Below are 12,239 nucleotides of genomic sequence, written 5' to 3' on the forward strand. Positions count from 1 at the left end.
GTACTTCCGAGCGGAACAACGGGCTGGTTCACATCACTTGAGGTGACGTGAACCAGCCCGTTGTCATGCCGCCGGCTCAGAAGAGGGCGCCCTCGGCGCCCTCACCGAAATCCGACTCACCTCGCTCGGCCAGCTGTTCCTTGCGCTTCCGCGCGGCCTCGGAAGAGGGCGGGGGCAAATCGGGGTGCTTCTCCCGCGCCTTCTTGTCCGTTACTCCCTTGTGTAGACCGAGGTGAACCTCGTCGGCGTACGCCTGATGGTTCAACTGACGCAATCTGTCGACAATTTCGGTCCGGGCAAGTGGACCGACGGTGTAACGAATGCCCTGGTCAGTCTTATGGAAGCCGTGATCGAACGGAAATCTTTCGTGGGTCGGGTCAGTGGGTGAAGTCCGCCCGGAGTCATCCAGGAGGTCATGCCAGCCGTACGCCTCGACGGTGGCCTCGTCGATCTCCTCATGAATGCTACGGAGTTCGACAATTTCCTTGTCCTGACACTTGGGGTCATGAACCAGGTTGTACGTGGCGGTGAGGCCCATGTTGCGTGCGAGCATCAGGTCTCGACGGTAGGCGTCAAGGCGAGTTCCAGCAGAGCGTAGGCGAGACGTGAGCGGGGGGCGGACCAAGGTTTCAAAAACGTCTGTGGGGGTGTACCGGAGGTCACCCTTCATGGTGGAAGCGCGGTCAATAGCCCACCAGTAGTGCGGGGCACTGCTGAGGATGGCGAGGAGGCCAGGGTCGTCGGAGACGAAGACGCCGAGCATATGCGAGAAGACCTGGCCAGTTGGCACCATAACCGGCATGGCGACCTTGCTTACGAGGGTGATTACAATGCACCGCTCCAGCGGCGCGATAGCTCGCAACAACGCCGGACGCTTTTCCCCGTACTGCCACCAATAGTCTCGGTAGACCTTCCGGTTGTTCAGGTCCCGCTCCGGCTTCACCTTCCGCAGAACCTGCTCGTACGCCTTCGGGTACTCCTTAGCTTCACTAAGCTTGCGCGTCCCAAAGTCGATAACCCAACGCTCGGTCCCGTGCTTCGGGTGGTTATTGATGTCTTGCCCGTTGAGATACGGGAACAGTACCTCCGCGTACCGTTTATCCTCACTGATCCAGCATCGAGCCTCCGACTCAGGCAGGGTGAAGCCAAGGCCCAGCACGATCGCCCCTTGGAACGCCACCCCTCCGTTCCCCTCTAGTGCCACCACCCAAGCTGCTTCCCGCGTCCCCGGATTCAGCGACGTCGTGATCCCGTTCGGTACCGCCACCCCGTCTAGCATGCGCGTAGCCTCATCCGCTACCCCGGCCCGACTCGTCCATACCGCGCAGTACTCCAGCACTGCCGAACTCGCAGGCCAAGCCTCACTTTTGATGGCTCGCCGGATGGTGACGCCCTGCGCCTCCAGTTGATCGAGGCCAACTTCCCTTGAATCCCCCTGCGCGAGCGTGTTCGTCGCGATCAACCCGGTCTGACCCGCCCCGTTCAACAGCTCATGCGCTCGCAGTTCGAAGTACGCCACCAGGTCAGCACTACCTCGCTTTCCCCCGGCGAGGTGGAGTACCAAATGCTCCCGGTACGCTTCCCCCATCGCGCCCGTGAGCTTCTGCCCGCCCAAGAACGGAGGATTACCCACGATCGCATCAAACCCACCCCTCCGCGAGAACACCTCTGGAAACACCAAGGGCCAGTGCACCGGCCGTCGTTCCAGCAGTCCCTCCGGAAGTTCCGCCGCAAGCCACTCCTCCGCCGTAGCCCGTGCCTTACGGACCACGTCCGGATCGTCCTCGACACCGTCCGCAACGATCTGCTGAACAATCCATGCAGCGCGCGGGAACAGATCCCTGACTCGCTCGCCCCCGTCTTCCTCGTACCACGGCACCCGTCCCGAAGCACAGGTAGCCAGCGCCGCCCCCGCGATTAGGTCACCCACCAACCGCAGCCGCCGCGAATGCCGGTTGACCTCTTCCAGCCGCTCCCGCTTCTTCTGAAGCGCCGGCAGGTCGACGCCCTTGATGGCGGTGATCGCCAGGCGCTCGCGCGTCAGTTGGTCCACCAGTTCCCGCGCCTGCTCGGCAAGGATGTCGGTCTGCTGCCCCGGCTTCATGTGCACGGACTGGAGCTGCTCCATGCTGTGCACGCCCAGCAGTGAGTCACCCGCCACCAAACGGTCGTCCAGGAAGGTAAACGGACGTCCCGGGTCCATCGACACCAGCCACAGCGACAGCTTGGCCATCTCCACGGCCATCGGGTTGATGTCCACGCCGTACAGGCAGTGCTCGATGATCTGGCGGCGGGCCTCGACCACCACCGGGTCCTGTTCGGCGTCGGCCGCCGTCACGGCGTCCACCGCACGCCCCGCCCGGTAGACCATCGCGTCCGTGCGGCCCTCGTTCTCCCAGGCCTCGATGAGGCGGTCGCCCAGGTAGCGGCAGGCCGCCACCAGGAACGCCGCCGAGCCCATCGCGATGTCCGCGACCTTCAGGTCCAGGATCTGGTCGGCCGACTTCAGGCGCCACTCCCCCGTGTCCGCCGTCTGGAGCGGGCCCGGCTCGTACACCAGGGGCTCCAGCGCGTGCAGCACGACCTCCTCCGCGAGGAAGCGGGGCGTGTAGTGCGTGCCCGTGTTCTTCCGCAGCGAGGACTCGGTGACGTACAGCGCGCCGTTCGGGATGACCGTCGGCAGGCCGCGCAGGTCGTCGCGGAGGATGCCGACGAAGGGGAGCAGCCGTTCCGTCAGGGCCGCGTCCTTCGTCACCGCGTTCAGGCGGCGACGGGCCTCGGCCGCGTCCTCCGCGCCCAGCGGGGCGAGCTTCTTCTCCAACTGGCCGGCCGTCGCCGGGGGTTTGGGGTCCTTCCACTTCTCGTGGATGGACTTGGCCAGCGTCTTCGGCGAGCCGCCCGCCTTCGCCGCCAGGGACTCCAGCTCCCGCAGCGGGACCTCGTGTTCCAGGCCCTCCGGGCCGATCAGGCCCACCATGTGCTCGGTGGCCCGGCGGCCGTCGAAGGACAGCAGGCCCTCGTAGACGTAGCCGATCTGCTCGACGTCCAGGGCGCGGAAGCTGAGGGTGCGGACCTCGCGGTCCTTGCCCTTGCCGACGCGGACCTCCTGCACGGCCTGGAGCATGTGCAGGACCGTGCGGTCGTCGATGGGCAGAAGCGGGGTGGTGCGCTCCAGCCATGGGTACTTGTCCGGGTCGAAGATCGAGCCGTCGTAGGCGGGCAGGCGGAAGCCGGAGCCCTGGTGGTCCACTCCCCCGTGCACGGCGTGGAAGAGGGCGATCAGGCGGTGCCAGGCGGACGTCGTGTGCTCAAGCGACGTCTCGCCCTCCTCGTCCGCCCGCGCCTTCAGCTCGTCGCGCAGGAAGCGGGCGGAGTACGAGCGGGCGTACACCTCGTTGTCGGCCGGGAGCAGGCCGCGCTCCTCGGCGAAGAGGAGGAAGACGACGCGCATCATCACCGCGACCGCGCCGCGGTAGATCTCGCCCGCCGGCACCCCCGACGCGTGCAGTCCTGCCGCGCCGTTCTCGACGGCGCGCACGTCCGCCCGTCCGATCGCGTCGACGAGGAGTTCCACGGCCTGCCGGACCTGAACGCCGAGTGCCTCGGTGACGTCCTCGCCCGCCGCGAGGCTGGCCTTGAGCAGGCCGACCAGGGTTTCCGGCTCGTCGTACTCGAAGAAGCGGCGGCGGCTCAGCAGGGAGGCGAACGCGCGGACGACGTTGCGCTCCGCCGCCTCGTTCCAGCCGATGGAGTCGAAGACGGCCGTCGTCGTCACGCCGCCGAGCGGGGCCCAGACCAGGCACCACCAGCGGCCGTCGGTGACCAGGCCCAGCGGGACGCCGTGGTGGCGCAGCAGGCGGGCCAGGCGGTCGGCGGGGGCCGCCGCCCAGTCGCCGCCACCGCCCGCCCGCGCGGTGGGCGCGGTGCCGGCCGGGACGGTGACGCCGAGGAGCCGTACGCGCTTGGCGGCGGAGTCCACGTCGGGCTCGGCGGCGAGGTCGGCGCCCGGCTCGACCAGCGCGAAGTCGGGGCGGACCTCGGTGTTGTGCTCGGCGACGCGCAGGGTGAGGCGGTCCAGGCCGTGGTGCTCGGACTCGCCCTCGCGGAAGGTGAGGGCGTCGTCCCAGCCGAGCAGGCGGCGCAGGACGTACGCCACCCACGCGTCGCGCCCGGCGACGGTGTCGGTCTGCCAGTCGGCGTGGTGGGCGCGCAGGCGGGCGCGTTCTTCCTTCTCCAGGGCGTCGAGCTGGGGCCAGGCGCGCAGCAGGACGGGCATGGTGAGGAAGGGGCCGGAGACCTCGGTGAGGTCCAGCCACTCCTGGTGCTGCCGGCGGCCGTCGGCGGCCTGGGCCTTGGCGGCGGCTACTCCACGGCTCATGGGGCGGCGGGGGCTCATCGGCGGGCTTCCTTTGCGGGGACGACGAAGACGACGGCGGCGGGGAAGAGGTGCGAGCGGGGCTCGCGGTAGCGGGCGGCGATGGCGGCCAGCTCGCGCTCGCGCTCGGCGGGGAGGCCTTCGAGGCGGTGCCGCCAGCGCTGGCGGTCCTCCTCGAACTGGCGGCGCTCGTGGCCGGTCAGTTCGTGGGTGGAGAGCAGGGCGAGCTGTTCGCCCTCGCCGTCGCCCTCCTCCTTGAGCTTGGTACGCAGGGTGTTCTCGAAGCGGTCGAGGGTGGCCGTGATGCGGCGCTCCTCCTCCGCCCGGCGGTCGGCGAGGCGGCTCTCCAGCTGGCGGCCGAGTTCGGCGGCGCGGGCCTCCAGGGAGCGGTAGAGCGGGTCGCGGAGCCTCGGCCAGGCCTCCGTGAGTTCCCTGCGCAGGTGCGGGGCGGCCTCGGTGCCCCGGGTGAGGGCCTGGGACAGGACGCGGCCCTGCTCCCCGACCGACTCCCAGCGGCGGAAGCGGCCGGTGTCGCCGAACCAGCCGCCCGCGTACAGGACTTCCTCGTGGAGGCGGGTGCCGTCCGTGCCGACGAGGACGTAGCGGGCGTACGCGGAGACGAGGGTCGTGGTGACGGCCGGGTCGTCGGTGACGACGGCGGTGACGCGGCTCAGGCCGACCGAGTCGGCGTTCCAGACGGCGGCCGTGAGCAGGCGCGTGGAGAGGGCGACGAGCGGGTGCTTGAGGTGGGCGAGGACCACGTCGTCGCCGCCCTGCGCGGCGACCTGCGGGGAGAAGGTGAGCGGGCGCTGCTCGCCCTCGCGGAGCTTGTGCGCGAGGCCGCGGGTGGCCCGCTCCCAACTGCCGGACAGCGGCTGCACGTCGAAGAGGTCGCCCGGTTCGAACTCCTCGGCGCGGACCGTGGACGGCACGAGCGGCGGCTGGTGGTCGAGGGCCAGGGCCGTGTCGACGACGCGCTTGACGTTGACGGGCGTCAGGCCCAGCGTGCCGACCGTCTCCTCGTACTGGTCGGCGAGGCGCTTCGTCTGCGCCGTGACGTTCTGCTCGGGGGCGACGTCGCCGCCCGTGCGGCGGCCCTTGATGGGCTTGGGCCTGGCGTTCTCGATGTCGACGGGGGCGGTGTCGCCGGTCATGCGGCGCTGGACGGCGTCGGCGAGGACGGCGTTGACGGAGCCGAGGTCGTGCTCCATGCGGGCGACCTTCTTGGCGACGCGGGAGAGGAACTCCAGGTCGGCCTCGTAGGAGCCGGCCTGGGCCTGCTGCCAGCCGGAGCCGATGAAGTGGGTGATCTCCGGGTCCTTCTTCTGGCCCCAGCGGTCGATGCGGCCGATGCGCTGTTCGAGCTTGTTGGGGTTGAAGGGGATGTCGTAGTTGATCAGGCGGTGGCAGTGGTTCTGAAGGTCGATGCCCTCGCCGGCGGCGTCGGTGGCCAGCAGGATGCGGACCTTGCCCTCGGGGCGGGACGGCTCGGTCTGGAAGCCGAGGCGGATGCGCTCGCGCTCCTCGGCGGACAGGCCGCCGTGCAGGCGCTCGACGCGGCCGCCGTCGGTGAGTTCCTCCGCCTGGAGGAGGTCGTACAGCCACTCCTGGGTGTCGCGGTACTCGGTGAAGACCACGATCCGCTCGTTGGTCCACTTCTTGCCGTCGGGGCGGCAGATGGCCTTGATCTCGTCGATCAGCGCCTCCGCCTTGGAGTCGGGCGCGGCCTCGTGGGTCAGCGCCCAGCGCTCCATCTCCTGGAGCAGGTCGAGTTCCTGTCCGTCCTCGGCGGGGGTGAGGGAGGTGGAGCGGGTCAGGGCGTCGTCCTCGGCGTCGACCAGGCCGGTGTCGTCGAGGTCGGCGACCATGTCCGCGAACTCCTCCAGCCACTCGGGGACCTCGGCGGCGGCCGAGCGTCCGCGGGCGGGGCCGCCGGTGTCCTCCAGGTGGGAGAGGTAGACCTGGACGGTGTGCAGGAAGGCGGCCGGGGAGGAGAACAGGCGCTTCTTCAGCAGCAGGGTCACCAGGTCGGCGGCGCGGCGCCCGCCCCGGGCGGTGGGGGTGAGCTTCTTGCGGCGCAGTTCGGCGAACGAGCCGAGCAGTTCGTGGATCGCCCGCTCCTGGGGCGTGTAGTCGACGGGGAGTTCGCGGGTGCGGCGGGTGCGGAAGCGGGGGGTGCCGTCGGCGTTGGTGACCGTCGACTTCAGGCGGCGTACGACGGTGTCCTTGAGCGCCTCCTTGTCGGGGTCGACGCCGCGGGCGAAGCGCTGGTCGTCGATGAGTTCGAGGAGGGCCGTGTAGGACTCGGGGTAGCCGTTGTGCGGGGTGGCGGAGAGGAAGAGGCGGTGCTCGAAGTGCGGGACGAGCCGCCGGATCAGCTTGGTCTGCTGGGAGTCGACCGCGTACACCTGCTTGGGCGCGGCGGGGGCGACGTGGTGGGCCTCGTCGAGGACGAGGAGGTCGAAGAAGCGCTTGTGCTCGCCGTCGGGGCTCTCCTCGGGGGCGCCGATGACCTCGTCGAGGAGGCGCTGGGCCTTCTGGCCGCGCAGCCAGGGCAGGGAGACGATGGTGAGCGGGTGGACGCGGAAGGGGTTCGCCGCGGTGCCGTGGGTGCGGCGCAGGCGGGCGCAGTGCTCGGAGTCGACGATGGTGAACTCCAGGCCGAACTTCTCGGCCATCTCGTCGCGCCACTTCAGGGTGAGGCCGGCCGGGCAGACGACCATGGTGCGGCGGGCCCGGCCGCGCAGCAGCAGTTCCTGGACGACGAGTCCGGCCTCGATGGTCTTGCCGAGGCCGACGTCGTCGGCGAGGAGGAGGTTGACGCGGGGCGCGCCGACGGCGCGGGAGACCGGCTCCAGCTGGTACGGCTCGACGGCGACGCCGGAGCGGAAGGGGGCCTGGAGGGTCTTGGCGTCGGCGGAGGCGACGGCGGACCAGCGGACGGCGTCGAGGAACGCGGCGAGGCGGTTCGGGGAGTCGTAGGCGCCGGTGGAGGCGTCGGGGAGGGATCCTGCGGGCAGGACGCGGCGGCCGGGCTCGACCTCCCAGATGACGGAGAGGGTGTCGCCGAAGCGGCCGTCGGCGACGGACTGGAGGTGGACGAGGGTGGCGGGCCTGCGCTCCCCGCCGCCGTCAAAGGCGTCGGCGGCCGGGGACGGCTCGACGCGGGCGACCACCCAGGACTGGCCGCGCACCTCGACGAGGTTGCCCTCCTCGGGGAGCCGCTCGGCCCCGGTCCGCTCGGTCTCGCGCTGAGCTGCTGGCGTCATGGGCGCTGTTCCCCTCGGGTGTCTCCTGCGGCCGTCCGTCGACGGTGTCCCGTCTCCCCTCCGGGCGGCGCGGTCGCAGCGTAACACGCAAAATTAACTGTGAACATAGATTACGAAAATGTGCGTGCGGGGCCGGTCAGGCGATGCGGCCGAGCCGGTCCAGCAGGGTGCGGGCGCGTCCGTGCCGGGGGTCGGGGGCGGGGAGGATCCGGTCCTCGTCGTCGGCCAGCCGCCTCAGCAGTTCCCTGGCCGCGTGGCGCTCGCCCGTGCGGGCCAGCAGGACGGCGATCTCGTAGCGGGTGTCCAGCACGCCGGGGTCCTCCGGGCCGAGGAGGCTGCGCTGCTCGGCGAGGACCGACCTCAGTTCGTCCAGCGCCTCACGGGTGCGGCCGAGGCTCCCCACGCACAGGGCGTGTCCGGCGCGGGCGGCGAGGACGTCGGCCCGGCCGAGACCAGGGGCGGCCAGGAGGTCGTCGTACTCCTCCAGGGCGCGGGCGGGCCGGCCCGCCCGGCGGACACGGTCGATCTCGGCCAGCCGGGGGTGCGGGACCAGCGGCTTCGCGGGGCCCGCCGGGGCGGGCGCCCAGGCGGCCGCCCGTGCGGCCACCTCGGCCGCGGAGGCGGGCCGGTCCTCGGGCTTCTTCTCCAGCAGCGCCTCCACCAGTTCCCTCAGTCCGGCCGGGACGCCGGGGCGGCGCTCGTCGAGCGGCGGCACGGGGTCGTGCGCGTGCCGGTGGTAGAGCAGGAACTGGCTGCCGGTGGCGAAGGGCGGGGCGCCGGTGAGCAGTTCGTACAGGACGCAGCCCAGCGAGTAGAGGTCGCTGGCGGGCACCGTCTCCCCCACGGCCTGCTCGGGGGCCATGTACATCACCGTGCCGGGCGTGCCGTTCGCCGCGGTGAAGCGGGTCTCGCCGGGCTGCGGGTCCAGGGCGGCGGCGACGCCGAAGTCGAGGACCTTCAGCTCGCCGTCGGGGGTGAGCATCAGGTTCGACGGTTTGAGGTCGCGGTGCACGACGCTCTCGGCGTGGGCGTGGGCGAGCACCTCGGCCGTGCGCCGGGTGAGGTCCGCGGCCCGCTCGACGGGGAGCGGGCCGTCGCTCTCGAGGACGGCGTCGAGGGCCCGGCCGGGGACGAGGTCCATGACGAGGTAGAGCTGGCCCTCGTGGCTGCCGTGGTCGTGGACGGCGGGGATGCCCGGGTGGCGCAGCCGTCCGGTCAGGCGCGCCTCGCGCAGGAAGCGGCGCTCCAGGGAGGTGAAGTCCACGGCTCCCTCGCGCGGTGCGAGGAGCTTCACGGCGACCTCGCCGCCGCGGACCGGGTCGTGCGCCGCCCACACGACTCCCATGCCGCCCCGGCCCAGCTCACGGGTGAGCTCGTACCGTCCCAGGCTTCGCCGCATCGCGCTCGTCCCCAGTCCCAGTCCCGGCGCCCGCGGCGCCCTTCACTCCCCTGCGCCCGGGGGCGGACTCGCGCACCCGGTCGGCGGGGTCATTTTCGCACCCTTCACACGGGGCTCGGCCCCTGCGGGACCAGGAAGGGGCGGCGGGGGTCCTCCGGCACGGCGGGCCGGACGGCCAGCCCGGGGCTGGGGGCCGGCAGGTAGGGGGCGAGGGCCGCGTACACCTCGGTCGCGGAGGAGGGCCGGTCGTCCGGGTGTTTGGCCAGCAGGGCCGTGACCAGTTCCCGCAGCGGGCGGGGGACGTCGGCGCCCGAGTCCTCGATCGCGGGCGGCGGCGAGGTCAGGTGGTGGGACGCCAGCAGGGCCGGCTGGTCCGTGGCGAAGAGGGGCTCGCCGGTGAGCATGTGGTGCAACAGGCAGCCCACGGCGTAGAGGTCGCTGCGTCCGTCGAGCCGGTCCTGGCCGGAGAGCAGTTCGGGCGAGGCGCACGCGATGTTGCCGATGCTCTCCCCGGTCATGGTCAGGCGCGGGTCGGTGTCGCTGAGGACCTTCACCAGCCCGAAGTCCAGGATCTTCACCACGCCGTCCCTGCGGACCATGACGTTCTGGGTCTTGAGGTCGCGGTGGACGAGACCGGCCGCGTGGGCGGCCGACAGGCCCGCGCACAGCTGGGCCGCGACGGCGGCGGCCGTGGGCACGTCGAACCGGCCGTCGTCCTGCTGGTCGAAGAGGAATTCGAGGGTGGTGCCCTCGATCAGCTCCATGACCAGGCAGCAGGTGCCGTCCGTGATCGACGCGTCGAAGACGGTGGTCGTGTTGGGGTGGTGGAGGCGTGCCGCGGCCTTCGCCTCCCGCCGGAAGCGCCGCAGCGCCTCGTCCCGGCTCCGGGGGACGGCGAGCAGGTCCGCCGCGACGGTCTTGACGGCCACGGGCCGCTCCAGACTCAGGTCACGCCCCTGCCAGACGTGGCCCATCGCCCCGCGGCCGAGCACCGAGGTGAGCCGATAGCGGTCCAGGAGCACCGTCCCCGGCGTGATTTCCCGCATTTCTCCCGTCCTCCACACTTCCCGCACAGCGACTCCGGATATTTGTACTGTGAACAGAGTTAATGAGCGTAGTAGCCTCTCATGTACAGCCACACAGAGCCCCGTCCACCGCCGGCCCGCACGCAAGCGCCCCAGCACTTCGGAGACTGTCGATGAGTACAACCGGTCCCGTACCCGTCAGCCTCGCCGAGATCGCCCGGATCGCCGGCGTGGGGCGCGCCGCGGTGAGCAACTGGCGGCGGCGCCACGACTCGTTCCCCACGCGCATCGGGGGCACGGACGTCAGCCCCCAGTTCTCCCTGGCCGAGGTCGAGCGGTGGCTGAGGGACAACGGCAAACTCGACTCCATCGGGGGGCGCGAGCTGCTGTGGCCCCGGTTCGAGGCGCTGGGCAGCAGGGACGAGTCGGGGCTGGCCATCGCCGAGGCGGCCCACCGCATGCGCTCACCCCGGGCGCGCGACTCGTACAAGGAACTCACGTCCGAGGCGGAGGAGTTGGCGGCCGAGGCGGCGAAGCTGGGGCGGGACGAGGGGGCGCGCGAGACGTTCGAGTTCCTGCTGCAGCGGTGGCTCGAGACGCACGTGCGCCAGCTGAGCACGACGCCTCCGCCGCTCGCCGCGTTGATGGCGCGGATCGCGCTCGGCGTCCGCGTCGGCGGGAGCGGCGAGGAAGCCGAAGAAGGGCTCACCGTTCTCGATCCGGCGTGCGGGACCGGGCACTTGGCGGCCGCGGCCGTCCAGGAGGGCGCGGGCTCGCGTCTGTCGGTGCTGGCGTGCGAGCGGGACCCCGCCCTCGCCGCGCTGGCGTCCGCACGGCTGGAGTTCCTCACGGACGACCACGACGTCCGTGTGGAGATCGCCACGGCGGACGCCCTGCGCGAGGACCCGTTCGGCGGGGCGCGGGTGGACGTCGCCCTCTGCAACCCGCCGTTCAACGAACGCGACTGGGGCTACGCGGAACTCGCCACCGACCAACGCTGGACGCACGGCCTCCCGCCGCGGACCGAGCCGGAACTGGCCTGGGTGCAGCACCTGTTCGCCCATCTCAAGCCGGGCGGTGCGGCCGTCGTCGTCCTCCCCCCGGCGGTCGCCTCGCGCAAGGCGGGCCGGCGCATCCGGGGCTCCCTGCTGCGGACCGGCGCGCTCCGTGCCGTGGTGGCCCTCCCGCCCGGCAGCGCCCAGCCGCACAGCGTCTCGCTCCAGTTGTGGGTCCTCAGGGCGGCCCCGGACGGCACGGCCGCGGTTCCGTCCGCGCAGGACGTGCTGCTGGTCGACGCGACGCGCTTCGCGAAAGCCGGGACGCGTGAGTCCGGTCCCCACTGGGAGCCGCTGCGGGCCTTCGCCCTCTCCGCGCTGGAGGCCCTCGACCGCCCGGACGCCGAACTGCCGGACGGGGCCGTCCGCGTACCCCTCATCGAACTCCTGGACGACGAGGTGGACGTCACCCCCGGGCGCCACGTGTCGGTGACCGCCGAACCGTCCGGCCTCGAACTCACGGCGGCCTGGCGGGAAGCGGCGACCGCGCTGACCGACCTGGCCCGTCGAGCCGAACGGCTGTCGGAACTGCGGTTCTCGGCCGGCACGCCGCAGACCACGACCAGCGTGGGCGACCTCGTCAAAGCCGGTGCCCTGTCGTTGCGTTCCGGACAACAGGCGGTGGACGGCGCGACGGTGCCCGGCAGGGACTCCGTGCCCCTCCTCACCGTCGCCGACCTGCTGACGGACGGCACTCCCAGCGGGCTCGTCGCCGCCGGATCGGCGTCCGTGGTCGTCGAGGAGGGCGACGTCGTGGTCGCCGGTGTCGTGCGCGCGTACCGGGCGTGGGTGCACGAAGGGCCCCCGATGGCCCTGGGACCGCAGTTGTACGCCCTGCGGGTGGACTCGGCCAGACTGAACGCGCGCTTCCTCGCCGGCTGTCTGCGCGCGCCCTCCAACGGACGTCAGGCGGGCACCCACGCCTCCAGCTCGTCACGGGTCGACATACGGCGCCTGCAGGTGCTCCAGCTCCCCCTGCGGGAGCAGGAGGCGTACGCCGAGGTCTTCCAGGGCCTGAGGGACTTCGAGGCACGCCTCGGCGAGGCCGGTGACCTGGGCAGGGGACTGGTGAGCGACGTCTCCGACCTGCTCGCGGCGGGCGGGCTCGGCGGCTGA

At 71.6% G+C, this 12,239-nt stretch carries 5 protein-coding genes; 1 reads left to right on the plus strand and 4 read right to left on the minus strand.

What is annotated here, in order from left to right; translation table 11 throughout:
- Nucleotides 1-76: 76 nt before the first annotated feature.
- The 4 genes from ACZ8ZB_RS03695 to ACZ8ZB_RS03710 all read right to left on the minus strand — a co-directional run bounded on the left by ACZ8ZB_RS03695 (nucleotide 77) and on the right by ACZ8ZB_RS03710 (nucleotide 10,089).
- Complete coding sequence (locus ACZ8ZB_RS03695) at nucleotides 77-4,396, minus strand: Eco57I restriction-modification methylase domain-containing protein (protein WP_470736280.1); 4,320 nt, start codon at nucleotides 4,394-4,396, stop codon at nucleotides 77-79.
- The gene (gene drmD / locus ACZ8ZB_RS03700) at nucleotides 4,393-7,644 is read right to left on the minus strand and encodes a DISARM system SNF2-like helicase DrmD (protein WP_470736281.1); all 3,252 of its coding nucleotides are present in this window, start codon (nucleotides 7,642-7,644) and stop codon (nucleotides 4,393-4,395) included. The genes ACZ8ZB_RS03695 and drmD overlap by 4 nt, the downstream gene beginning before the upstream one ends.
- Nucleotides 7,645-7,780: 136 nt before the next feature.
- Nucleotides 7,781-9,043: a serine/threonine-protein kinase gene (locus ACZ8ZB_RS03705; RefSeq protein ID WP_470736282.1), complete on the minus strand. Its 1,263-nt coding sequence runs from the start codon at nucleotides 9,041-9,043 to the stop codon at nucleotides 7,781-7,783.
- A 104-nt stretch (nucleotides 9,044-9,147) separates the two neighbouring features.
- Nucleotides 9,148-10,089 carry a serine/threonine-protein kinase gene (locus tag ACZ8ZB_RS03710; RefSeq protein ID WP_470736283.1) on the minus strand — a complete coding sequence of 314 codons (942 nt, stop codon included), beginning with the start codon at nucleotides 10,087-10,089 and terminating at the stop codon, nucleotides 9,148-9,150.
- A gap of 152 nt (nucleotides 10,090-10,241) precedes the next feature.
- Here ACZ8ZB_RS03710 and ACZ8ZB_RS03715 point away from each other — a divergent pair, with 152 nt between their 5' ends.
- Complete coding sequence (locus ACZ8ZB_RS03715; protein ID WP_470736284.1) at nucleotides 10,242-12,239, plus strand: N-6 DNA methylase; 1,998 nt, start codon at nucleotides 10,242-10,244, stop codon at nucleotides 12,237-12,239.

The sequence above is a fragment of the Streptomyces sp. 12E genome (genome assembly GCF_055633275.1).

Coding starts and splice junctions, on each gene's coding strand:
- ACZ8ZB_RS03695 (WP_470736280.1), bottom strand. CDS start 4,396: ATGAGCCCCCGCCGCCCCATGAGCCGTGGAGTAGCCGCCGCCAAGGCC.
- drmD (WP_470736281.1), bottom strand. CDS start 7,644: ATGACGCCAGCAGCTCAGCGCGAGACCGAGCGGACCGGGGCCGAGCGG.
- ACZ8ZB_RS03705 (WP_470736282.1), bottom strand. CDS start 9,043: ATGCGGCGAAGCCTGGGACGGTACGAGCTCACCCGTGAGCTGGGCCGG.
- ACZ8ZB_RS03710 (WP_470736283.1), bottom strand. CDS start 10,089: ATGCGGGAAATCACGCCGGGGACGGTGCTCCTGGACCGCTATCGGCTC.
- ACZ8ZB_RS03715 (WP_470736284.1), top strand. CDS start 10,242: ATGAGTACAACCGGTCCCGTACCCGTCAGCCTCGCCGAGATCGCCCGG.